This window comes from Streptomyces sp. NPDC048473, from assembly GCF_043200155.1.
GTDB lineage: Bacteria > Actinomycetota > Actinomycetes > Streptomycetales > Streptomycetaceae > Streptomyces.
In genome coordinates, this window is record NZ_JBICXE010000001.1 from 293,128 (window position 1) to 316,633 (window position 23,506).

Genomic DNA, 23,506 nt, shown 5'->3' on the forward strand with positions numbered 1-23,506 from the left:
CACTTGTTAGGGAAGGATGAGCCGATGCCCGCCACCCACGACACATCTGCCGGTGACGCCGGTGACCTCCGGTCCGATCCTGTGCTGTACGAGCACCGGGGCCCGGTCGCGTACGTGACGCTGAACCGCCCGCGCTACCGCAACGCCCAGAACTCGGCGATGACCTACGCCCTGGACGCCGCGTTCTACCGGGCCGCCGAGGACTCCGAGGTCAAGGTGGTCGTGCTGGCGGGCGCCGGGGAGCACTTCTCGGCGGGCCATGACATCGGCACACCCGGGCGTGATGCGCATCTGCCCTTCGCGCGCAGGGCCGGTCTGTGGTGGGACCACTGCGACAAGGCCGGCGCGGAGAGCCGCTTCGCCCGTGAGTCGGAGGTCTATCTCGGCATGTGCAGGCGCTGGCGCGAGCTGCCGAAGCCGGTCGTCGCCTCCGTCCAGGGGGCGTGTGTGGCCGGCGGGCTGATGCTCGCCTGGATCTGCGATCTGATCGTGGCGAGCGAGGACGCCTTCTTCGCCGATCCGGTGGTGCGGATGGGCATCCCCGGCGTCGAGTACTTCGCGCACCCCTGGGTGATGCCGCCCCGGATCGCGAAGGAGTTCCTGTTCACCGGTGACCGGATGAGCGCCCGCCGGGCGTACGAGGTCGGCATGGTGAACAAAGTGGTGGCGCGCGGCGAACTCGCCGGACGCACCCATGAATTGGCCTTGCGGATCGCAAAGATGCCACGGCTGGGGCTGGCCCTGACCAAGCGTGCCGTCAATCAGGCCGAAGACCTTCAGGGGCTGCACGCCGGCATGGACTCGGTCTTCGGTCTGCACCACCTCGCCCATGCACACAACGCGGAGACGGCGGCGGACCCGCTCGGTGGCATGGACATCGCCTCGATGAAGAAGGCGGGTGCGTGATGGATCTGTCGTACATGGCCGAGGAGGAGGCGTTCCGGGCCCAGGCGCGGCAGTGGCTGCGGGCCAACGTCCCCTCCGGGCCGCTGCCGTCCCTGGAGACCGCCGAGGGCTTCGCCGCGCACCGGGAGTGGGAGGCGCGGCTGTACGCGGACCGCTGGTCGGTCGTCTCCTGGCCTGCCGAGTACGGCGGCCGGGGCGCCGATATCTTCCGGTGGCTGCTGTTCGAGGAGGAGTACCACGCGGCGGGCGGCCCCGGCCGGGTCTCGCAGAACGGCATCAGCCTCCTCGCCCCGACGCTCTTCGACCACGCCACGGACGAGCAGCGGGCCCGGGTCCTGCCGTCGATGGCGAGCGGTGAGGTGATCTGGGCGCAGGCCTGGTCCGAGCCCGAGTCGGGCTCCGACCTGGCGTCACTGCGTTCGCGGGCGGTGCGTACGGACGGTGGCTGGCTGCTCTCCGGGCAGAAGACCTGGTCCTCGCGGGCCGCGTTCGCGGACCGGGCGTTCGGCATCTTCCGTACGGATCCCGAGGCCGCGAAGCCGCACCACGGGCTGACGTATCTGATGTTCGACCTGTCGGCGCCGGGGGTGTCCATGCGGCCGATCGGCCGGCTCGACGGCAAGCCCGCCTTCGCCGAGCTGTTCCTGGACGAGGTGTTCGTACCGGACGCGGACATCATCGGGGAGCCCGGACAGGGCTGGCGTATCGCCATGTCGACAACGGGCAACGAGCGCGGACTGACGCTCCGCTCCCCCGGCCGCTTCCTGGCCGCCGCGGACCGGCTGGCCGCGCTGTGGCGTAACCATGGCGACCCGTCCGACACGGCGCTGCGGGACCGGGTGGCGGACGCGGTGATCGGGGCGCGCGCGTATCAGCTCTTCACCTGCGCCAACGCCTCACGTTTCGCGGCGGGGACGGCCATCGGCGCGGAGTCCAGCCTGAACAAGGTGTTCTGGTCCGAGTACGACATCGCGCTGCACGAGACGGCGCTCGATCTGCTGGGCCCGGACGCGGAGCTGTCCGAGTCCGAATGGGCCGAGGGGTACGTCTTCTCCCTCGCGGGCCCCATCTACGCCGGTACGAACGAGATCCAGCGCGACATCATCGCCGAGCGGCTGCTCGGCCTGCCGAAGGGACGGCGCTGATGCGTTTCCTCCTCGATGACGAGCAGCGGGAGTTCGCCCGCTCGCTGGACGCGATGCTGACGGCCTCGGACACCCCTGCGGTGGTACGCGGCTGGGCCGCCGGGAACCACGGACCGGGCAGGGTGCTGTGGGCGCGGCTGGCACAGGCGGGGGTGTTCGCCCTGGCGATACCGGAGGACTACCAGGGCGTCGGACCGCTGCCGGTCGAACTCGCGGTCGCCTTCACCGAGTTGGGCCGGCATGCGATGCCGGGACCGGTCGTGGAGACGGTCGCGGCCGGGGTCCTGCTGGGGGATGTGGGCGGCGCGGCGGCCAAGGAGTGGCTGCCGCGGCTGGCGTCCGGGGCGGCGTCGGCGACGCTCCGGATGGACGGGTGCGGGCCGTATGCGCTGGACGCGGATGCCGTGGACGCCGTGTTCGCGGTGACCGGCGACGAGCTGCGGCTCGCACCCGGGCCCGGAGCGCTCAGCGTGTCGTCCGACCCGGCCCGGCGGCTGTGGCGTCCCGAGCCGGGCGGGGAGCTGCTCGCATCCGGGCCCCGGGTGGCGCGGGCCGCGGCGCGGGCCGCTCGATGGGCGGCGTTCGCCACGGCCGCGCAGGCGCTCGGCACGGGCGAGGCGCTGCTGCGGGCCACGGTCGCGTATGTGAAGCAGCGCACCCAGTTCGGTACGGCCATCGGCTCCTTCCAGGCGGTCAAGCACCGGCTCGCGGACACGCTGATCGGGCTGGAGTTCGCCCGTCCGCTGCTGTACGGGGCGGCACTCGCGCTCGCCGGGGAGGCGCCGGACGCCGGTGCGGAGGTGGCGGCGGCCAAGGTGACGGCGGGCGAGGCGGCGTACGCGGCGGCGCGGACCGCGCTGCAGCTGCACGGGGCGGTGGGTTACACGCAGGAGCTGGATCTGTCGCTGTGGCTGCGCAAGGCACGCCCCCTGCGCGATGCGTGGGGGGCGCCGAGGGCGTGCCGGGCGCGGGTGCTCGCCGACGGGCCAGCCGCGTCTGCCGCCCGGCCCTCTGTGTCAGGAGGTTTCGCTCAGTGAGCCGTCGTCGTTGCCCCTCTGGAAGGTGCGCAGCGGGTGACCGGGGCGCCATACCTGGATGACCAGGGTGTCGCCGCCTTCGAGACCGGTGCGTACCACCTCGCTCACCTCTACCCGGAAGAGGTGGAAGGGTTCCGGCGGCTTCACCTCTTCGATGAAGCGGGCCAGCACGGCGGGGTCGGTCACCTCCACCGCGCGGCCGGAGACCCGGACGTCGCCGTCGGCCATCTCGGCGTCCGGCCCCGGATTGGCCTGCACCGCGAACCGTGGATCGCGCAGCAGGTCCAGCGCCTTGCGCGAGTTCGGCATCATGCCGAGCCACAGCTCACCGAAACGGAAATCCACTTCCAGGCCGGTCACACGCGGTGATCCGTCCTTGCGGAGGGTCGCCAGGACATGGTGCTTGTACTGCGCAAAACGGGCCTGAACGGTGTCGGCGAAGGCCGGCTGTGCCGACTGGAACTCTTCCCAGGAACTCGATGTCATGAGGCCATGAAATCGGGGAATCCCGACATCTTCTGTCCGGATTTCCGGCTCAATCACTCGGGCTCGACAGGGTGACCACCAGCGCCCACCCCTGCGTCCGGAGCACCCCCGGTGATTCCCCCTGTGCCAGCAACGCGTCGTAGCAGTCGAGTTCGACGTCCTGGCCGTCGACCACCGCACCGTCCTCCAGCGCGATGGCCAGCACCGCCCCGCCTTGAGGCACCGACAGCCGGACGGTGCCGCGGACCACCGCGACCTCCGCGCTCGTATGCTCCCTGCGGTACATCACATTGAGGTTCACGACCGGGCCGCCGAGCAGCCGGCCCTCCGTCTCCAGGTCACCGGGGAAGTCGTGGGGCCAGTACGGCTCGTCGACGATATGGTGCTCGCCGCCCACCATGAGGTCCATCCCTGCGCCCTCGACCACGGTCAGCGTGCGGTCGACCCCGGGGAACGCGGAGAACGGGCCGTCCCGGGACACATCGGCAAGGCTGACCCGCCAGTCGAAGGCGTCCAGCGGCGCTCCCTCGGGAAACGCCGCGATCTCCCGGGTGACTCCCCCGCCGTTCTTCCAGGGCGTGGCCGCACGGCCGGCCGCCCGCAGCACCCGGGCCGTCACTTGACGATCCCCTGTGCCCGGGCCGCGGCCAGCCACTGCGGGAATTCGGCGACCAGCCGGTCGTACAGCTCGGTGTCCGGGACCTTGCGCGGGTCGGGTCCGGCGTGGAAGAAGCCGGCGTTGTCGACGGCGCGCTTGGCGGGTACGCCCAGTTCGTCGAGCTTGTGCAGGAAGTCGAACTGCGTACTGCGCTTGTTGCCGAAGCCGATGAACTGCCAGAACAGCGGAAGTTTCGCCGCCTTGCACAGATGGCGTTCCGCCGCGTGCTTGCTGATCGGGCCGCCGTCCGTCTGGAAGACGACGAGCGCGGGGGCGGTCGAGCCACTGTCGATGTAGTGGTCGATGACCGCGTCCATGGCCAGGTGGTAGCTGGTCTTCCCCATGTGCCCCAGGCCCGCCACGATCGCGTCGACCCGGCCGCGGTGGTTGTCCAGGGCTATGTCGGTGACGGCGTCGATGTCCGTGGAGAAGAAGACGACCGGTACGCGGCCGTCGTCGTCCAGATGTGCCGAAAGACCCAGCACCCTGTCCGCCAGGGCCTGGACGCTGCCGTCCTTGTAGTACTCCTTCATGGAGCCGGAGTAGTCGAGCACCAGATAGACCGCTGCGCGCTCCCCGCCCATGCCGTGCTTCGTCAGCGAGACCGAGGCGCTCTTGTAGAGGCTGACCAGCGCGGGTGCGGTCTCCTCGATCTTGCGGAGGCTGATGGCCGGACCTTTCGCTGCGGACGAGCCGGCCATGCGGATTCTCCGATCCTCGACGTGTCAGACCCCTGAGCGTAAGCCACCCAGGTATACCTCCGGCGGCGGCGTTCGCTATCTTGATCGCCGCCGCCCCCACCGGCCGCTCGTGTCCGCCCACCCGTGAAGGAGCCTGCCGTGGAGGCCGCGGTCACCACCTGTTATCGCCATCCGTCGTACGAGACGTATGTGAGCTGCACCCGCTGTGAACGGTTCATCTGCCCCGACTGCATGCGTGAGGCCGCTGTCGGTCACCACTGCGTGGAGTGCGTGAAGGAGGGACAGCGCTCGGTCCGGCAGGCGCGCACGGTGTTCGGCGGTGCGGTGCCGAGGACCGCGGTGCCGCTCGTCACGTATGCACTGATGGGCCTCAACATCCTGGCGTATCTGGGCGAGCTGGTCCGTCCGGGGATCGTCGACCGGTTCGCGATGCTCGGCGCGGGGCTGAACGGCCCGGACGGAGCCCAGTACGTCTACGAGGGCGGGAGCTTCCCCGGCTTCGATGTGATCGGTGTGGTGGACGGCGAGTGGTACCGGCTGCTGACCGGAGCCTTCCTGCATCTCCCGCCGGGCGAGTCGTCCTTCGGCTCGCTGCCGTTCGGGGTGCTGCACATCCTCTTCAACATGTACGCGCTGTGGAATCTGGGCCGGGTCGTCGAGGAGCAGCTGGGCCGGGCCCGTTACCTCGCGCTGTATCTGCTGTCCGCGCTGGGCGGTTCGGTCCTGGTGTATCTGATCGCGCCGTTCGACAGCACGGTGGGTGCCTCGGGTGCGATCTTCGGTCTCGGTGCGGCGTTCTACGTCATCAACCGGCGCCTGGGACGCGATATGCAGGCGGTGAACCGGTTCATGGCCGGGTTCCTGATCTGGATGCTGATCTCGGCCGGATTCACCTCGTGGCAGGGCCACTTGGGCGGTCTGCTGACGGGCGGCATCGTCACGGTCGCGTACGCGTACGCCCCGGCTAAGCGGCGTACGACGATCCAGGCCGCCGCGGGTGTGGTACTGCTCGCCGTACTGGTGCTGCTGGTGGTGCTCAAGACGTCCGCGCTGTCGGGCTGAGCCTGCGTCCATCCCCGGAACGCGCCACGGCGCCTGCCGAGATCGTCCGGTCGGGGACGGGCAGGCGCCGCGTTCAGTTCCGTACGCCGTTGTACGGGACGTCTTTGTGTGCCGTGATCAGACCGTCAGGGAACGGTCCGTCGGACGGATCGGAGCCGGCAGGGCGCTGGCTCCGGTCAGGAAGCGGTCCACACCGCGCGCCGCGGAGCGGCCCTCGGCGATGGCCCACACGATGAGGGACTGGCCGCGGCCCGCGTCACCGGCGACGAAGACTCCGTCGACGTTGGTGGCGTAGTCCGCGTCGCGCGCGACATTGCCGCGCTCGTCGAGCGCCAGGCCGAACTGCTGGACCAGGCCGTTGGACTGGTCGGTGCCGGTGAAGCCCATCGCGAGGGTGACCAGCTGAGCGGGGATCGTCCGCTCGGTGCCGGGCTTCTGCTCCAGCTTGCCGTCCTTGAACTCCACCTCGGCCAGGTGCAGGGCCTGGACGTTGCCGTCCTCATCGCCCTCGAAGTGGGTGGTGGAGACGGAGTAGACCCGCTCGCCGCCCTCCTCGTGCGCGGAGGTGACCTTGTAGAGCATCGGGAACGTCGGCCAGGGCTGGTTGGCGTTACGGTCCTCGCCCGGCCGGGGCATGATCTCCAGCTGGGTGACGGAGAGCGCGCCCTGACGGTGGGCGGTGCCGACGCAGTCGGCGCCGGTGTCGCCGCCGCCGATGACGACGACGTGCTTGCCCTCGGCGGTGATCGGGGAGACCGTCAGGTCGCCCTCCTGCACCTTGTTGGCGAGCGGCAGGTACTCCATGGCGAAGTGCACGCCGTTCAGCTCACGGCCCGGGACGGGCAGGTCGCGGGAGACGGTGGCACCGGCGGCGATGACGACCGCGTCGTAGCGGCGGCGGAGCTTGGCGGCGTCGATATCCTTGCCGATCTCCACCTCCGTACGGAACTTGGTGCCTTCCGCACGCATCTGCTCGATGCGGCGGTTGATGTGCGACTTCTCCATCTTGAACTCGGGGATGCCGTACCGGAGAAGACCTCCGATGCGGTCCGCGCGCTCGAAGACGGCGACCGTGTGGCCGGCCCGGGTCAGCTGCTGGGCCGCGGCGAGACCCGCCGGGCCCGAGCCGATCACGGCGACGGTCTTGCCGGAGAGCCGCTCGGGCGGCTGCGGGGTGACGTCGCCGCTGTCCCACGCCTTGTCGATGATGGAGACTTCGACGTTCTTGATGGTGACGGCCGGCTGGTTGATGCCGAGCACACACGCCGACTCGCACGGAGCGGGGCACAGGCGGCCCGTGAACTCCGGGAAGTTGTTCGTGGCGTGCAAGCGCTCGGACGCCGCCGTCCAGTCCTCGCGGTAGGCGTAGTCGTTCCACTCGGGGATGAGGTTTCCGAGCGGACAGCCGTTGTGGCAGAACGGGATGCCGCAGTCCATGCAGCGGCCGGCCTGCTTGCTGATGATCGGGAGCAGCGAGCCCGGAACGTAGACCTCGTTCCAGTCCTTGACGCGCTCGCCCACGGGGCGGGTCTCGGCGACCTCGCGCCCGGTGGTCAGGAAGCCCTTGGGGTCAGCCATTGGTCGCCGCCTCCATCATCTTCTCGGTGGTCTCCTGTTCGGAGAGACCGGCGAGCTCAGCGGCGTCCTTGGCGGCGAGCACTGCCTTGTAGGTGGACGGGATGATCTTGCTGAAGCGGGAGACACCACCGTCGGCGCTGTCCCACTCGGCAAGCAGCTTCTCGGCGACCGTGGAACCGGTCTCCTCCTGGTGGCGGCGCACCACATCGTGCAGCCACTGCTTGTCGGTGTCGGAGAGGACCTCGATCGCGCCGAGGTTTCCGATGTTGACGTTGTCGCGGTCCAGGTCGATGACGTACGCGACACCGCCGGACATACCTGCGGCGAAGTTGCGTCCGGTCTCGCCGAGTACGACGGCGTGGCCGCCGGTCATGTACTCGCAGCCGTGGTCGCCCACACCTTCCGAGACGACCGTCGCGCCGGAGTTGCGGACGCAGAACCGCTCACCGGTGCGGCCGCGCAGGAACAGCTCGCCGCCGGTGGCGCCGTAGGCGATGGTGTTGCCCGCGATGGTGGAGTACTCGGCGAGGTGGTCGGCGCCGCGGTCCGGGCGGACGATGACACGGCCGCCGGAGAGGCCCTTGCCGACGTAGTCGTTGGCGTCGCCCTCCAGGCGCAGCGTCACACCGCTCGGCAGGAACGCGCCGAAGGACTGGCCGGCGGAGCCGGTGAACGTGATGTCGATGGTGTCCTGCGGCAGACCGGCACCGCCGAACTTCTTCGTCACCTCGTGGCCGAGCATGGTGCCGACGGTCCGGTTGATGTTCCGGATCGCGATCTGGGCCCGGACCGGCTGGGCGTCCTCGGCGCTCTCCGCGTTCAGGGCGTCGGCGGCGAGCTTGATCAGCTCGTTGTCGAGGGCCTTGGCGAGACCGTGGTCCTGCTCGACCAGCTGGTGCCGGACGGCGCCGTCGGCCAGCTCGGGGACGTAGAACAGCGGCTTCAGGTCGAGGCCCTGCGCCTTCCAGTGCGTGATCGCACGGTCGGTGTCGAGCAGCTCGGCGTGGCCGACGGCCTCTTCGATCGTACGGAAGCCCAGCTCGGCGAGGAGCTCACGGACTTCCATGGCGATGAACTCGAAGAAGTTGACGACGTACTCGGCCTTGCCGGAGAAGCGGTCGCGCAGGACCGGGTTCTGGGTGGCGATGCCGACCGGGCAGGTGTCCAGGTGACAGACGCGCATCATGACGCAGCCGGAGACGACGAGCGGCGCGGTCGCGAAACCGAACTCCTCGGCGCCCAGCAGCGCGGCGATGACGACGTCGCGGCCGGTCTTCAGCTGGCCGTCGGTCTGCACGACGATACGGTCGCGCAGGCCGTTGAGCAGCAGGGTCTGCTGGGTCTCGGCGAGGCCGAGCTCCCAGGGGCCGCCCGCGTGCTTCAGCGAGGTGAGCGGGGAGGCACCCGTTCCGCCGTCGTGGCCGGAGATCAGGACGACGTCCGCATGCGCCTTGGAGACTCCCGCGGCGACCGTGCCGACACCGACCTCGGAGACCAGCTTCACGTGGATGCGGGCCGCCGGGTTGGCGTTCTTGAGGTCGTGGATCAGCTGAGCCAGGTCCTCGATGGAGTAGATGTCGTGGTGCGGCGGCGGCGAGATCAGACCGACACCCGGGGTGGAGTGCCGGGTCTTGGCGACCCACGGGTAGACCTTGTGGCCGGGCAGCTGGCCGCCCTCGCCGGGCTTGGCACCCTGCGCCATCTTGATCTGGATGTCGTCCGCGTTGACCAGGTACTCGCTGGTCACACCGAAGCGGCCGGAGGCGACCTGCTTGATGGACGAGCGGCGCGCCGGGTCGTAGAGCCGGTCCGCGTCCTCGCCGCCCTCACCGGTGTTGGACTTGCCGCCCAGCTGGTTCATGGCGATGGCGAGGGTCTCGTGTGCCTCGCGGGAGATCGAGCCGTACGACATGGCGCCGGTGGAGAAGCGCTTGACGATGTCGGGGACGGACTCGACCTCGTCGATCGAGATCGCCTCGCGGTCCGACTTGAAGCCGAACAGACCACGGAGCGTCATCAGGCGCTCGGACTGCTCGTTCACCCGGTCCGTGTACTTCTTGAAGATGTCGTACCGCTTGTTGCGCGTGGCGTGCTGGAGGCGGAAGACCGTCTCCGGGTCGAACAGGTGCGGCTCGCCCTCGCGGCGCCACTGGTACTCGCCGCCGATCTCCAGCGCGCGGTGCGAGGCGGAGATCCCGGAGGCCGGGTACCCCTTGGCGTGGCGGGCGGCGACTTCCTGGGCGACGACGTCGAGGCCCGCGCCGCCGATCTTGGTGGCGGTGCCGTTGAAGTACTTCGTGACGAAGTCCTCGTCCAGGCCGACGGCCTCGAAGACCTGGGCGCCGCGGTAGGAGGCGACCGTCGAGATGCCCATCTTGGACATGACCTTCAGGACGCCCTTGCCGAGCGCGTAGATCAGGTTCCGGATGGCCTGCTCGGGCTCGATGCCCTCGATGAACGTACCGGCGCGGACCAGGTCCTCGACGGACTCCATCGCCAGGTACGGGTTGACCGCGGCGGCGCCGTAACCGATCAGCAGCGCGACGTGGTGGACCTCGCGGACGTCTCCGGCCTCGACCAGCAGACCCACCTGGGTGCGCTGCTTGGTGCGGATGAGGTGGTGGTGGACGGCCGAGGTGAGCAGCAGCGACGGGATCGGCGCGTGCTCGGCGTCGGAGTGCCGGTCGGACAGGACGACCAGACGGGCGCCGTCCTCTATGGCGGCGTCGACCTCGGTGCAGATCTGCTCGATCCGCGCCGCGAGGGCATCGCCGCCGCCGCCGACCCGGTAGAGACCGGAGAGCGTGGCGGCCTTCATGCCCGGCATGTCGCCGTCGGCGTTGATGTGTATCAGCTTGGCCAGCTCGTCGTTGTCGATCACCGGGAACGGCAGCGTGACGCTGCGGCACGACGCGGCGATCGGCTCCAGCAGGTTGCCCTGCGGGCCGAGCGTGGAGCGCAGCGAGGTGACGAGCTCCTCGCGGATGGCGTCCAGCGGCGGGTTGGTGACCTGCGCGAACAGCTGGGTGAAGTAGTCGAAGAGCAGCCGGGGGCGCTCGGACAGAGCGGCGATCGGCGAGTCCGTGCCCATGGAGCCGAGCGGCTCGCCGGCGGTGCGGGCCATCGGCGCGAGGATGACGCGGAGCTCTTCCTCGGTGTAGCCGAAGGTCTGCTGGCGGCGGGTAACGGAAGCGTGCGTGTGCACGATGTGCTCCCGCTCGGGGAGGTCCTCCAGCTCGATCTCGCCGGTCTCCAGCCACTCCTGGTACGGCTGCTCGGCGGCGAGGCCGGCCTTGATCTCGTCGTCCTCGATGATGCGGCCCTCGGCCGTGTCGACGAGGAACATCCTGCCGGGCTGGAGGCGGCCCTTGCGGACAACCTTCGCGGGATCGATGTCCAGGACACCGACCTCGGAGGAGAGCACGACGAGGCCGTCGTCGGTGACCCAGTAACGGCCGGGGCGCAGACCGTTGCGGTCCAGGACCGCGCCGACCTGGGTGCCGTCGGTGAAGGTGACGCAGGCCGGGCCGTCCCAGGGCTCCATCATCGTGGAGTGGTACTGGTAGAAGGCGCGGCGGGCCGGGTCCATCGAGTCGTGGTTCTCCCACGCCTCGGGGACCATCATCAGCACCGAGTGGGGCAGCGAACGGCCGCCGAGGTGGAGCAGCTCCAGGACCTCGTCGAAGGAGGCGGAGTCGGAGGCGTCCGGGGTGCAGACGGGGAAGATCCGGTCGAGCTGCGCAGCTCCGAAGAGGCTGGAGGCGAGCTGGGACTCGCGAGCCTTCATCCAGTTGCGGTTGCCCTTGACCGTGTTGATCTCGCCGTTGTGCGCGACGAAGCGGTACGGGTGGGCGAGCGGCCAGCTCGGGAAGGTGTTCGTGGAGAAGCGCGAGTGGACCAGTGCGACGGTGGTGGCGAAGCGGCGGTCGGAGAGGTCCGGGAAGAACGGCTCCAGCTGGCCCGTGGTGAGCATGCCCTTGTAGACGATCGTGCGGGCGGACAGCGAGGGGAAGTACACCCCGGCCTCCCGCTCGGCGCGCTTGCGCAGTACGAAGGCCTTGCGGTCGAGCGCGATGCCGGCGCTCTCGCCGTCCGCGACGAAGAGCTGGCGGAACTCGGGCATGGTGGCGCGGGCGCCGTTGCCGAGGATGTCCGGGGTGACCGGGACCTGGCGCCAGCCGAGGACCTTGAGGCCCTCCTCGGCGGAGATCTTCTCCAGCTTCCGGACGGCCTCGGTGGAGTCGTCCGCGGGCAGGAAGGCGATTCCGACGGCGTAGGCACCGGCCTCGGGGAGGTCGAAGGCGACCTCGTCGCGGAGGAAGGCGTCCGGGACCTGGAGGAGGATTCCGGCGCCGTCACCGGAGTCGGGTTCGGATCCGGTGGCACCGCGGTGTTCGAGGTTGCGCAGTACGGTCAGCGCCTGCTCGACCAGCTCATGGCTGGCCACACCGGTCAGAGTGGCCACGAACCCGACGCCACAGGCGTCGTGCTCGTTACGGGGGTCGTACATCCCCTGCTGGGCGGGGCGACCGTCCATGGGCGACCAGGCGTCGGTACGCATCGGCTCTCCCGTCGTCGTCGTGGCATATGCAGTGCCGAGGGACGACGTTGGCCCTCTGCGAAATTTCGTGCAGGTTACATGATGGGGCGCTTCTCAAGAAGCGGATAGTCCGTTCCAACATGCGGACACCGCGTGAGGCGGTGGGGGTGGGTCGCAGTCGGAGGATCGGCGCCCGGGGGACCGCAGAGAGCAGGCGTCGTTGCCTGCGGTGTCTACGGCTCATGCCCGGCGGCAAAGGAAACGAAACCGCCGGGTAACGGCTACTTATGCGTGGCCTTGTATAGAGACTCATTTTACGCCGGGTGGATCCGTTCCGCCCAGAGGCGGACGCCAAGACGTACGTCACACGGATGGCGGACACGTTACGGGCAGGCACAAGGCCTGCCCGCTCCCCGGTCGCCGATACGTCAGCCCCCGACGGCCACGCCGATCAGCGTGCCCAGACCGTAGGTGATCGCCGCCGCGGCCCCGCCCAGCACCAGCTGACGCAGCCCGCTGTACAGCCAGCTGCGCGCCGTCACCCTGGCGACCACCGCACCGCAGGCGAACAGCCCGACCAGTGCGAGCAGCACGGCCGGCCACATCGCACTCGCGCCGAGCAGATACGGCAGTACGGGCAGCAGGGCCCCCAGCGCGAACGCGCCGAACGACGACACGGCGGCGACGAGCGGCGAGGGCAGATCGCCCGGGTCGATGCCGAGCTCCTCGCGGGCGTGGATCTCCAGGGCCTGCTCCGGGTCGCGCGACAGCTGCCGCGCGACCTCACGGGCGAGCCCGGGCTCGACGCCACGGGACACATAGAGCTCGGCGAGCTCCCGCTCCTCGTCCTTGGGGTGCTTGCGCAACTCGCGCCGTTCGACGTCGAGTTCCGCCTCGACGAGCTCGCGCTGCGAGGCGACGGAGGTGTATTCGCCGGCCGCCATGGAGAACGCACCGGCGGCGAGGCCCGCCAGCCCGGTGATCACAATCGTCTGCTGGGAGACGGCACCGCCCGCTACGCCGGTCATCAGCGCGAGGTTGGAGACCAGCCCGTCCATGGCACCGAACACCGCCGGGCGCAGCCAGCCGCCGTTCACATCGCGGTGGGTGTGGTTGTCGCGATGCGCCTCGTGCAGTACGGCGTCGGTCTCGATGATGGACACAACTCTCCCCTTCTCCGGCAGCGGGTTTCACGCGCTCCGCCCCCGCTCAACACCATCGAAAGTACGCACGAAAAAGGTCCCCCGCCAGCAAGGCAGGCCGTACTTACCTGCCCCTGCGACCAGGTAAGTACGGCCTGGCTCACTGCCTCTGAGCCGTCATCCGACTGGCCCTTTTGTTGCGATTATCGGCCTCTGTCGGGGCTCTGCGTGGCACAGATCGAGCAGGCACGAGAACTGGCTCGGTGTGAGCGAAGGGTCGACGCGATGGAGTTGATTGCAGGAAATCCGGCAGAGCCTCGGACGGGCGGTACGGAAACAGCGGTACGACACGGCGCACAGGCGACGGTACGGGGCGGCACGGGCCGGGGCGGGGTGTCGCGCGGAGACCTGGGCGACCGGGCCCGGGGCTCCCTGCTCGGTCTCGCGGTCGGTGACGCGCTGGGCGCACCGGCGGAGAATCTGCGGCCGTCCGAGATCCGTCGTCGCTGGGGCCGGATCGAGGGCTTCGTGAGCGACGACCCCGCGGGTACGGACGACACGGAGTACGCGATCTTCTCCGGGCTGCTGCTCGCCCGGCACGGTTCGGCGCTGACCGTCACCCACGTGGAGCGGGCCTGGCATCTGTGGATCGCCGACCTGGACGAGGGGCCGTTCCGCGGCGCCGGGTTCAGTGAACGGGGCACGCTGGAGAATCTGCGCCGGGGCCTCGCCGCCCCGATCTCCGCCCAGCACCGGCACGCCTGGAGCGACGGCCTGGCGATGCGGGCGGCGCCGTTCGGCGTCTTCGCGGCGGGCCGGCCGGACGAGGCGGCGCGACTGGTCGCGGTGGACGGGCGGGTCAGCCATGACGGGGAGGGCATCTACGGCGGCCAGGCGGTGGCGGCCGGGGTGGCCGCGGCGATGGTGGGCGGCGGGGTCGCGTCGGTGATCGCCGCCGCGCTGTCCGTCGTTCCCATGGATTCCTGGACGGCGCGCTCGCTGCGGCGCGCGGTGGCGGCCGCGCAGCGCACGCACCCCGACCGCCTCACGATGGAACGCGCGGTGCGCTCCGCAGTGGTGATCGGCGGCTACCCGTGGACGGACCTGGCCCCGGAGGCGGTCGGCCTGGCCTTCGGCGCGTTCGCGGCGGCGCGCGGCGACTTCCGTACGGCGGTGCTGACCGCGGTCAACATGGGCCGCGACGCGGACACGACGGCCGCGGTGGCGGGGGCTCTGGCCGGCGCCCTGCACGGGGCGTCCGCGATTCCCCGGCACTGGGGGGAGGCGATCGGCCCGGTCCGGGGCAGCTGCCTGCCGTCGATGCGGGGCTACCACGTCCTGGACATCGCGGAGCTGCTCACCCCGGAGGACGCGGACGAGGCGTACGAGGGCGCGCGGGGCGACGCCGGTACGCCGGAGGGCGACCCGGTGCGGGACACCGGCACCGAGTACGCGCCGCCCGGCGCCCCGTCCGACGCCGACGACGAGGGCCCGGCCCCGGACTGCCTGCGTACGAACACGGGCGCAGCCCCGGACCACCCCCCTCGTACGCCCACAGGAAAACCGGCGCGCGGCACCGGCGCCGAACCCGCCCCTCCCGCCGCCTCCGCCGCCGCCTCCCCCGCCGCAGGCAGAACGGTGGTGGAGCGATGACCACCGCGCGCGGCACTCAGCGCGACCCGCACGACGCCCCCCGCACCCCCGCCTCCCCGACCGCCCGTCTCCGCACCCGTCCCGGCCCCGGGCATCGGGCCCGGATCGAGGGGCTGCTGCTCGGGCTCGCCTCCGGGGACGCCGCCGGGTGGCCCGCCGCGCGGCACCGGGCCGCCCGGATGCCCGAGTGGACCCGGCGCCTCACCCGGGAGCTCGACACCTTCGCCGAGCAGAACGCCACGACCACGCTGCCCGTCCCCATCGCGCTCAACCAGCCGCCCGAACCCCTGCGGCTCGGGCCCTCCGACGACGCCGAATGGGCGGCGTTCGCCGCCGGGACCGTGCTCACCTCGGCGGCCGGTCCGCTGCACGGGCTGTCCCCCGAACGCCGGATGCGGGCCGCCATCGACGTCGCCTGGAACGCGCTGGCGGCCGAGGTCGCCGCGGCTGCCGCCCGTGCCCCCGAGGTCGAGTCCGCGGTGCTCCCCCTGCGCGCCCGGATCTCGGTGCGGGCCGGGCTCGGCAATCTCGCCGCCGGGTTGCGCCCGCCCGCCACCGGCCACGACAACCCGCACTACTTCGACGACGCGGCCTGCGTACGGGCCGCCGTGCTCGCCGTCGTCCACCCCGGGGATCCCGCCGCAGCCGCCGACCTCGCCGAGTTCGACGCCCGCTACACCCAGGACGGCGACGGTGTGCACGGTGCCCGCGCGATGGCGGCCGCGATCGCCGAGGCGCTGGGCGGTGCGGACGTGGACACCGCGGTGAACGCTGCGCTCGCCCAGCTCCCCGACGGCACGGAGATCGCCCGCAACGCCGCCCATGCCGTCCGGATCGCCCGCGACTTCGTCGGCGAGGCGGCGGGCGCGTTCGCCCTCGTACCGGTGCTGGAGCATCAGATCGTCGACCATGTCTACAGCTACGGGATCGCCGCCGCCGAGACCGTCCCGGTCGCTCTCGCCCTGGCCACCGCGGCCCGCGGCCAGATCGCCCAGGCCATTCCCGCGGCGGCGTGCCTGTCGCGGGTGGCCGACTCGGCGCCCGCCCTGGCCGGTGCGCTGACCGGTGCGCTCGGCGGCATCGGCGCCGTCCCGGACGGCTGGCGCGAAGCCTGTCGCACCCTGGCGGGGTGTGCGCTGCCCCGTCTCGCGGGGACCGATCTCATCGAACTCGCCGGGCTGCTGGCAGACACGGAACCGAAGCCCGCGGGTGGACAATTCGGACATGACATCCACGACGCCCATGCGGTCCGAGGCGAGGACCACGGCACTCACACTCGATGAACGGATCACGGGAGCGCTCGTCGGCGCCGCGGTCGGCGATGCGCTCGGCGGTCCGGTCGAGGGCAGGCCCCCCGAGCAGATCGTGGCACGCCACGGCGGGCGGATCAGCGGCATCGTCGGCCCGTGGGACGGCGACGACTGGCGTACGGCCCGCCCCATCGCCCCCTACCACAAGGGCGACGGGCACGTCACCGACGACACCTTGATGACCCATGCTCTGGTACGGGTGTACGGCGCCGTGCGCGACCATCTCGACGCGTACGCGGTCGCCGGCCATCTCGTGCCGGAGCTGATCTCCACCCCCCGCTGGATCCCGGAGCTGGAGGCCGACGCGCTGCCGCTCCAGCGGATCTTCCTCGCCGAGAAGTGGATCGTCGCGCGACTGCACTACGGCCATGTCGATCCGCGCGAGGCGGGCTCCGGAAACATCGTCAACTGCGGTGCGGCGATGTACATGGCACCGGTCGGTCTGGTCAACGCCGCCCACCCGCAGGCCGCGTACGCCGAGGCGCTGGATGTCGCCGGTGCCCATCAGTCCTCGTACGGCAGGGAGGCGGCCGGGGTCTTCGCGGCGGCCGTCGCCGCCGCCTGCGCCCCGGACGCGACGCCCGCCGGCGTCGTCGACACCTGCCTGTCACTCGCCAAGGACGGCACCCGGTCCGCCATCGAGGCGGTCTGCGAAGTGGCCGCCCGGTACGGCGACTTCGAGTCGGCGCTGGCCCCGCTGCGTACCGCCGTCGCCCCCTTCGACACCGTCGGCCCCGACTACCGCGCCCCCTCCCTCGGCGCCCGCCGGCCGTCCCGGCTGCACTCCATCGAGGAACTCCCGATCGCGCTCGGCATGCTGCTCGTCGCGGACGGCGACTACCGGCACGCGGTCCTCGGCTCGGTCAACTACGGCCGGGACTGCGACTCGATCGCCACGATGAGCGGCGCCATCGCGGGCGCGCTCCACGGTGAGCAGGCGATCCCCGCCACCTGGGTGAAAACGGTCGCCGAGGCCAGCCGGCTCGATCTGCACGCCCCCGCGCGGGCCCTGACGGACGTCGCCCGCGAGGTGTTCGTACGGGACACGGCCCGGCGCCGCGCGCACGAGTCGGCCTTCGCCGCGCTGGTGGGTACGCCATGAACGTACGGGTGACGTGGGTACAGCCCGAGGACCTGGTCGGGCACGAGCTGCGCCAGGCGGCCGAGGACGGGCGGGACGCACGGGCCATCGCGCGCCGGTGGTACGAGGCGGGCGGCGCGCCCGCCCCGGAGCGCGCGGGCGCATCGGCACCTGCGGCACCCGAGTTGCGCGTGCTCGCCGAGCGGCTGCTCGACGAACTCGCCCTGCTGGAATCCCCGTTGGAGGCGGACGAGCCGACGGAGCTGACCGCGATCCGGGCCGCCTGCCCCAACTGGCCGGTCCCCCGCACGGACCCGCCGCCGGTGGGTCAGGACCGGCTGCACGCCGCGTGGCTGGGCCGGGCCGCCGGCTGCCTGCTCGGCAAACCTGTCGAGAAACTGCCGCTCGCCGGCATCCGCGCGCTGGCCCGCGCCACCGGCAACTGGCCGCTGGCCACCTGGTTCACCGCCAAGGGTCTGCCCGCCGAACTGGCCGCCACCTACCCCTGGAACCGTCGCTCCGCACCCACCTCCCTGGCCGAGAACATCGACGGCATGCCGGAGGACGACGACCTCAACCACCCCCTCCTCACCGTGCTGTTGCTCCAGCGGTACGGCCCGTCCTTCACCACCTGCGATCTCGCCCGGCTCTGGCTCGACGAACTCCCGGCCGGCCGGACGTTCACCGCCGAGCGGGTCGCGTACCGCAATCTGCTCGACGGGATCGAGCCCCCGCACACCGCCAGGTACCGCAACCCGTTCCGGGAGTGGATCGGCGCGCAGATCCGGGCCGATGTGCACGGCTGGACGCATCCGGGTGATCCGTCGGCCGCGGCGGAGCAGGCGCATCGGGACGCTGTCCTCACCCACACCGCCAACGGGGTGTACGGGGCGATGTTCACCGCCGCGGCGCTCGCCGAGGCGGCCGGGGGCGAGAGTGATGTGCACGGGTGTCTGGCCACCGGGCTGCGTGTCGTCCCGCCGCGTTCACGGTTCGCGCACGCGGTGCGTTTCGGTGTCGGGGCGGCCCGCGGCGAGAGTTGCTTCGACGCGGTGGCCGACCGGCTGCACGCCGAGTACGGCAGCTACCACTGGGTCCATGTGCTGCCCAATGCCGCACTGCTCGCCGCTGCCCTCACGCACGCCGACGGCGAGTTCTCCGACTCCATCTGCCGTGCGGTGTCCGGCGGTTGGGACACCGACTCGAACGGCGCGACTGCCGGCTCGCTCGCCGGTCTGCTGGCCGGTGCCCCGGAGCGGCTGCCCGACCGCTGGACCACCCCGCTGAAGAACCGCCTCGCCACGTCCGTCCCCGGTTTCGACTCCATCGGCTTCGACGCACTCGCCGAACAGACCCACCGGCTCACCCACAAGGAGGCACTCCGCCCATGACCGGCATCGCGGTGCTCGGCAGCACCAATATGGACCTTGTCGCATACGTCGCACGGGCTCCGGAGCGCGGAGAGACCGTCACCGGAAGGGAGTTGCGCACCATCCCCGGCGGCAAGGGCGCCAACCAGGCCGTCGCCGCCGCCCGTGCGGGCGGCAAGGTGACGATGATCGGCGCCGTCGGCGACGACGAGTACGGCACCCTGCTGCGGTCCAACCTGGAACACGCGGGCGTCGTCACGGATCTGCTGCACACCGCGGAAGGCCCCAGCGGCACCGCGCACATCGTCGTCGACGACATGGGCTCCAACTCCATCGTGGTGATCCCCGGCGCCAACGCCACCATCACCGCTCTCGGCCCCGGCGAAATGGCCGCCGTCGCCGGAGCCGATCTGCTGCTCCTCCAGCTGGAACTGCCGCTGTCCGCCGTACTGGAGGGCGCGCGGGTGGCCCACGCCCAGGGCGTACGGACCATCCTCACCCCGTCCCCCGTACAGCCCCTGCCTTCCGAACTCCTCGACTGCGTCGATCTGCTGATCCCCAACGAGCACGAGGCGGCCGAGCTCACGGGCTCCGCGGACCCCCGTGCGGCAGCGCAGATCCTGCTCAGCCAGGTCCCGGCGGTCGTCATCACACTCGGCTCGAAGGGCTGCCTGTACGCGGCCCGGGGCAGCGAACCCGTCCTCTTCCCCGCCCCCGAGGTCACCGCCGTCGACACCACCGGGGCCGGGGACACCTTCGTCGGCACGCTCGCCGTGGCCCTCGGCGAGCGACGGCCCGTACCGGAGTCACTGGCCTGGGCGTCGTCAGCCGCCGCGCTCTGTGTACAGAGGCCCGGCGCCTCGACCTCCATGCCGTACCGCAGCGAGATCGACGCCGCATGAACGCGACCGCGCAGGCACCCCTGACCGGGCTGCGGGTCGTCGACCTCGCCACGCTCTTCGCGGGCCCCCTCTCCGCCACCATGCTCGGCGACTTCGGCGCCGAGGTGGTCAAGGTCGAGCATCCGCGCAAGCCCGATCCGTCGCGCGGGCACGGCCCCACGAAGGACGGCGTCGGCCTGTGGTGGAAGCTGCTCGGCCGCAACAAGCGCAATATGACCCTCGATCTGTCCAGCCCCGGCGGGCGCGACATCCTGCTCCGGCTGGCCGCCGAGACCGATGTGATCATCGAGAACTTCCGGCCCGGGACGCTGGAGCGCTGGGGCCTCGGCTGGGCGGAGCTGCACGCCGTCAACCCGCGGCTGGTGCTGGCCAGGGTCACCGGCTTCGGCCAGTTCGGTCCGTACGCGCACCGCCCCGGCTTCGGCACCCTGGCCGAGGCGATGAGCGGATTCGCCGCGATCACCGGGGAGCCGGACGGGCCGCCCACGCTCCCGCCGTTCGGGCTCGCCGACTCGATCGCCGCGCTGGCCACCGCGTACGCCGTGATGGCCGCACTCGCCGGACGCGACAGGACCGGGGAGGGGCAGATCGTCGACATGGCGATCATCGAGCCGATCCTGACCGTGCTCGGCCCACAGCCGCTCTGGTACGACCAGCTCGGCTACGTACAGCCACGCACCGGCAACCGCTCCCGGAACAACGCCCCGCGCAACACGTACCGTACTTCGGACGGGTCCTGGGTGGCCGTCTCCACCTCCGCGCAGTCGATCGCCGAGCGGGTCATGCGTCTGGTCGGCCGGGCCGAGCTGATCGACGAACCCTGGTTCGGCTCCGGCACCACCCGTGCCGAGCACTCCGACGAGCTCGACGAGGCGGTCGGCAACTGGATCGCCCGGCACACCCGTGAGGAGGCGGTCTCCGCGTTCGAGAAGGCGGAGGCGGCGATCGCGCCCATCCACGACATCCGGGACGTGATGGAGGACCCGCAGTACCGGGCCCTGGACTCCATCACCGAGGTCGACGACCCGGAGCTGGGACCGCTGCGGATGCAGAACGTCCTGTTCCGTCTCTCCGGTACACCGGGCGCGATCCGCTGGGCGGGCCGGCCGCACGGTGCGGACACCGACGAGATCCTCACCGGGCTGGGCCTGTCGGGCCCGGAGATCGCCGCGCTGCGGGCGGAGAGCGTCCTGTGACGGCGCCGGTCCCGCTCACCTTGCTGTACGTCCCCGGAGACCGGCCCAAGGTGGTGCGCAAGGCGCGCGACTCGGGAGCGGATGTGGTGATCGTCGATCTGGAGGACGCGGTCGCACCGGACCGCAAGGAGTACGCGCGGTCCGCCACCGCCGAGCTTCTGTCCGAAGCGGTCCCGGACACGGCTGTGCCGATCCATGTCCGGGTCCACACCGAGGCGGACATCCTCGCCCTGGCCGGGCTGCCGGGTCTCGCCGAACTCCGGCTGCCCAAGATCACGCATGCGGCGTCCGTCCACCACATCGCGGCTGTGGCACCAGGGGTCGCACTCTGTCCGCTGCTGGAATCGGCGCTCGGCATCGAGCACGCGTACACGGTCGCCGCCTCCCATCCCCAGGTGCGCTCCATCGCCCTGGGCGAGGCGGACCTCCGGGCCGATCTGGGGGTACGGGACGACGCCGGGCTCGACTGGTCGCGCAGCCGGGTCGTGGTCGCCGCCCGCGCGGCCGGGCTCGCGCCGCCCACCCAGTCGGTGTTCCCCGACGTACGGGACCTGGACGGTCTGTGGGCGTCCTGCGCGCATGGCCGGACGCTGGGTTTCCTGGGCCGGGCGGCGATCCATCCCCGCCAGCTCCCGGTCATCGAGCGGGCGTTCCGCCCGACGGCACAAGAGATCGAGGCGGCGGAGGAAATCGTGGCGGCGGCCGTGACGGACGAGGGCGCACTGGCCCTCCCCGACGGCCGATTCGTCGACGCGGCGGTAGTGGCATCGGCCCGCCGCACGCTGACGCTGGCACGGAAGGTGGGGTGACGGGGGGGGTGAGGCCGGGGTTACGGCGCGGGCCCACCCGCCCTGACCGTTTCGCCCTCAATCGCCGGACAGGCTTGATTTTGCCCGCCCCGCGTTCGAGGACACGCGCGGGCTTGATTCATCCGCCGACGCCGCGAACAACAAAACGCCGCCGTCACTCTTCCGACGGCACGGGGCCAAAATCAAGCCCGCCCGGCGTTGGAGGACATTCTGGGCCGCAGGCCGGGCGCAAAGCGAGGGGCCCCGAACCAGACGGGATGCTGTTGGCGAATTCGGGGCCCGGTGTCGGCGAAAAAGGGGTTCTGGCACACATTCCGTGAAAGATCTTGCTGGTTCTCGCCAGCAGAAGCCGCGCGTGTCGTGTGAGCTGCGCGGACCACGCGTCACCGGGGTCCGGTGAGGCCGGACTCAAGATCGCTCACGGAATGTGTGCCAGAACCGAAAAAGGACAGCGTTCATCCACCAGTTCGGGAAGCAGTCGGCGCCCGCGGACGTGTCGAAATGTTCAGGGGTTTGGACAGCGCTGGTGCTGAGCGGGCTGCGATTGACGGTGCTTCCTGCTCATCCCCGCCCTCGGCTCAGGAGTGCGGCCGCAGCTGCTCCATCTGTTCCCCACCCGACGGAGCGCCGACCCATTGGAGCCGGCGCGGGGATGGCCTTTCCGGCACAATCCTCGGCTGCGGATCTAGCCGTCCACCTCGTACTGCCCGACCTCCAGGAAGTACCGCAGCTCCTCCGGCGTACCGTCGATGGCATTCTCGGCAGCCGTGCGGAGGGCGTCGCTGATAGTCGGGTCGGCCAGGATGCGGAAGATCTCGACGCGGTCGTCCTCGGCCTGGGCGAGGCGGTAGCCGGTCTCCAGGAAAGCGCGCAGAGCCTCCGGGGTGTCGGTCTCAAGAGCCTTGGTGGCCTCCCGGACGACCGCCTTACCGGAATCCTCGGCCCCCAGGATGCGGAAGATCTCGACGCGGTCGTCCTCGGCCTGGGCAAGGCGGTAGCCGGTCTCCAGGAAAGCGCGCATGTCCTCCACGGTGCCGTCGAGGGCCCTGTTGGCCTCTCGGACGACCGCCTTGCCGGAGTCCTCGTCCGCCAGGATGCGGGCGATGGCGACGCGGAGGTCGTCCTCCGACATCTCGTCCACCGGCGTCTCGGACGTGGCCGTCACGGTCGTGGCCGTGGCCGTGGCCGTCGAGCCGGTGGCGAACGCCGGGGTGGTGAAGAGGAGGGCAGGCGTCAGGGCGGTGGCCGCGACGAGCAGAGCAGCGCGGGTCGGTCTCATGGGTGTGTGCCTCCGTGGTCGAGCTGTCGGTGAGAAAATCCTCGCCGCTGTGTGCCACAGAATGAATTCCGGGAGTCGGCAGTCTTCATCGACTGGTCGTTGCCGTCTGCGTACCTGGTCAGTCGCGGGCCGGGCCAGGCCGGCTACCAGTGCGCCCTTCGCCTGCGGGCTGGTCGGAGCGGGTTCACAGCTCCTATCTGCGGTTTCCCGCTGACATGCCCAGTGCGGGGAGGCGGGTTCGGCTGTGCCTGCGGGTCCGCCGGTTCATACGCGGGAACGCGTTGTGCGAACGGTGGACGTTCGTCGAGCAGGTCGCCGGGCTGACCCGACGGTACGGCCGGTGGACAGAGCGGCTGCGGTCGACACTGGCCGCGGTCGGCCTCGCGCTCGCCGCCCGGCCCGGCGCCCGCATGGCCGGTGTCTTCGGTGTGGCCGTCAGCCGCAGCACTGCGCTCCGGCTGGTCGAGGCCCTGCCCGATCCCGAACCACCACTTCTCGTCCAGTTGGACGCCCGAGCCCTGGCCGACGGCGACGACCTCGGCCATCAGATCGCGCCAGCAGGGCACGGGAGCGCGGATGGGCGCGGACGGCGCCGATGAGCTGCCGGATGGCCGTCGTGGTGACCGAGAAAACGACCAGGAAGACGAACTT

The 23,506-nt window shown here is 71.1% G+C and carries 19 protein-coding genes; 12 read left to right on the forward strand and 7 right to left on the reverse strand.

Annotated features, from left to right (window positions below; translation table 11 throughout):
* Nucleotides 1-24 precede the first annotated feature (24 nt).
* Genes ACGFU7_RS01395 through ACGFU7_RS01405 form a run of 3 tightly spaced genes read left to right on the forward strand, consistent with a single transcriptional unit; the run spans nt 25 to nt 3,088 of the window.
* Complete coding sequence (locus ACGFU7_RS01395; protein ID WP_393691125.1) at nt 25-906, forward strand: enoyl-CoA hydratase; 882 nt, start codon at nt 25-27, stop codon at nt 904-906.
* Nucleotides 906-2,051: an acyl-CoA dehydrogenase family protein gene (locus tag ACGFU7_RS01400; protein WP_393691821.1), complete on the forward strand. Its 1,146-nt coding sequence runs from the start codon at nt 906-908 to the stop codon at nt 2,049-2,051. The genes ACGFU7_RS01395 and ACGFU7_RS01400 overlap by 1 nt, the downstream gene beginning before the upstream one ends.
* On the forward strand, nt 2,051-3,088 hold the full coding sequence (locus tag ACGFU7_RS01405; protein WP_393691127.1) for an acyl-CoA dehydrogenase family protein: 1,038 nt from the start codon (nt 2,051-2,053) through the stop codon (nt 3,086-3,088). Before ACGFU7_RS01400 ends, ACGFU7_RS01405 begins: the two co-directional genes overlap by 1 nt.
* Here the strand turns inward: ACGFU7_RS01405 and ACGFU7_RS01410 are convergent.
* The 3 genes from ACGFU7_RS01410 to ACGFU7_RS01420 are packed head-to-tail and all read right to left on the reverse strand — an operon-like array spanning nt 3,068 to nt 4,933.
* Entirely contained in the window at nt 3,068-3,574 is a 507-nt protein-coding gene (locus tag ACGFU7_RS01410; RefSeq protein WP_393691129.1) for a pyridoxamine 5'-phosphate oxidase family protein, read from the reverse strand. The two genes, ACGFU7_RS01405 and ACGFU7_RS01410, sit on opposite strands and share 21 nt — an antisense overlap.
* Nucleotides 3,575-3,623: 49 nt before the next feature.
* Nucleotides 3,624-4,193: a HutD family protein gene (locus tag ACGFU7_RS01415; protein ID WP_393691131.1), complete on the reverse strand. Its 570-nt coding sequence runs from the start codon at nt 4,191-4,193 to the stop codon at nt 3,624-3,626.
* Nucleotides 4,190-4,933 (reverse strand): vWA domain-containing protein, encoded by a 744-nt coding sequence (locus tag ACGFU7_RS01420; RefSeq protein ID WP_393691132.1) that lies wholly within the window; start codon nt 4,931-4,933, stop codon nt 4,190-4,192. Before ACGFU7_RS01420 ends, ACGFU7_RS01415 begins: the two co-directional genes overlap by 4 nt.
* Nucleotides 4,934-5,071: 138 nt before the next feature.
* On the opposite strand from ACGFU7_RS01420, the gene ACGFU7_RS01425 reads away from it, so the two are divergent.
* Nucleotides 5,072-5,995, forward strand: coding sequence for a rhomboid family intramembrane serine protease (locus ACGFU7_RS01425; RefSeq protein WP_393691134.1), 924 nt, complete (start codon nt 5,072-5,074; stop codon nt 5,993-5,995).
* A 117-nt stretch (nt 5,996-6,112) separates the two neighbouring features.
* On the opposite strand, the gene ACGFU7_RS01430 is transcribed toward ACGFU7_RS01425, so the two are convergent.
* The 3 genes from ACGFU7_RS01430 to ACGFU7_RS01440 all read right to left on the reverse strand — a co-directional run bounded on the left by ACGFU7_RS01430 (nt 6,113) and on the right by ACGFU7_RS01440 (nt 13,276).
* Nucleotides 6,113-7,573, reverse strand: a complete 1,461-nt coding sequence (locus tag ACGFU7_RS01430) for a glutamate synthase subunit beta (protein WP_393691135.1) — start codon at nt 7,571-7,573, stop codon at nt 6,113-6,115.
* Nucleotides 7,566-12,134 (reverse strand): glutamate synthase large subunit, encoded by a 4,569-nt coding sequence (gltB, locus tag ACGFU7_RS01435; RefSeq protein ID WP_393691137.1) that lies wholly within the window; start codon nt 12,132-12,134, stop codon nt 7,566-7,568. Before gltB ends, ACGFU7_RS01430 begins: the two co-directional genes overlap by 8 nt.
* Nucleotides 12,135-12,541: 407 nt before the next feature.
* On the reverse strand, nt 12,542-13,276 hold the full coding sequence (locus ACGFU7_RS01440) for a VIT1/CCC1 transporter family protein (RefSeq protein ID WP_393691139.1): 735 nt from the start codon (nt 13,274-13,276) through the stop codon (nt 12,542-12,544).
* 264 nt (nt 13,277-13,540) lie between these two features.
* Here ACGFU7_RS01440 and ACGFU7_RS01445 point away from each other — a divergent pair, with 264 nt between their 5' ends.
* The 7 genes from ACGFU7_RS01445 to ACGFU7_RS01475 are packed head-to-tail and all read left to right on the forward strand — an operon-like array spanning nt 13,541 to nt 21,576.
* Nucleotides 13,541-14,908 (forward strand): ADP-ribosylglycohydrolase family protein, encoded by a 1,368-nt coding sequence (locus tag ACGFU7_RS01445; protein WP_393691141.1) that lies wholly within the window; start codon nt 13,541-13,543, stop codon nt 14,906-14,908.
* Nucleotides 14,905-16,191 (forward strand): ADP-ribosylglycohydrolase family protein, encoded by a 1,287-nt coding sequence (locus tag ACGFU7_RS01450; RefSeq protein ID WP_393691143.1) that lies wholly within the window; start codon nt 14,905-14,907, stop codon nt 16,189-16,191. Before ACGFU7_RS01445 ends, ACGFU7_RS01450 begins: the two co-directional genes overlap by 4 nt.
* Nucleotides 16,133-17,320, forward strand: a complete 1,188-nt coding sequence (locus tag ACGFU7_RS01455; RefSeq protein WP_393691145.1) for an ADP-ribosylglycohydrolase family protein — start codon at nt 16,133-16,135, stop codon at nt 17,318-17,320. The genes ACGFU7_RS01450 and ACGFU7_RS01455 overlap by 59 nt, the downstream gene beginning before the upstream one ends.
* Complete coding sequence (locus ACGFU7_RS01460) at nt 17,317-18,690, forward strand: ADP-ribosylglycohydrolase family protein (protein ID WP_393691147.1); 1,374 nt, start codon at nt 17,317-17,319, stop codon at nt 18,688-18,690. Before ACGFU7_RS01455 ends, ACGFU7_RS01460 begins: the two co-directional genes overlap by 4 nt.
* Nucleotides 18,687-19,571 carry a ribokinase gene (gene rbsK / locus ACGFU7_RS01465; protein WP_393691149.1) on the forward strand — a complete coding sequence of 295 codons (885 nt, stop codon included), beginning with the start codon at nt 18,687-18,689 and terminating at the stop codon, nt 19,569-19,571. The genes ACGFU7_RS01460 and rbsK overlap by 4 nt, the downstream gene beginning before the upstream one ends.
* Nucleotides 19,568-20,767 (forward strand): CaiB/BaiF CoA transferase family protein, encoded by a 1,200-nt coding sequence (locus tag ACGFU7_RS01470; RefSeq protein WP_393691151.1) that lies wholly within the window; start codon nt 19,568-19,570, stop codon nt 20,765-20,767. The genes rbsK and ACGFU7_RS01470 overlap by 4 nt, the downstream gene beginning before the upstream one ends.
* Nucleotides 20,764-21,576 (forward strand): HpcH/HpaI aldolase/citrate lyase family protein, encoded by an 813-nt coding sequence (locus ACGFU7_RS01475; protein ID WP_393691153.1) that lies wholly within the window; start codon nt 20,764-20,766, stop codon nt 21,574-21,576. Before ACGFU7_RS01470 ends, ACGFU7_RS01475 begins: the two co-directional genes overlap by 4 nt.
* Nucleotides 21,577-22,261: 685 nt before the next feature.
* Here ACGFU7_RS01475 and ACGFU7_RS01480 read toward each other — a convergent pair.
* Nucleotides 22,262-22,855 carry an ALF repeat-containing protein gene (locus ACGFU7_RS01480; protein WP_393691155.1) on the reverse strand — a complete coding sequence of 198 codons (594 nt, stop codon included), beginning with the start codon at nt 22,853-22,855 and terminating at the stop codon, nt 22,262-22,264.
* A gap of 281 nt (nt 22,856-23,136) precedes the next feature.
* On the opposite strand from ACGFU7_RS01480, the gene ACGFU7_RS01485 reads away from it, so the two are divergent.
* Nucleotides 23,137-23,454: a hypothetical protein gene (locus tag ACGFU7_RS01485; protein WP_393691157.1), complete on the forward strand. Its 318-nt coding sequence runs from the start codon at nt 23,137-23,139 to the stop codon at nt 23,452-23,454.
* Nucleotides 23,455-23,506: the final 52 nt, after the last annotated feature.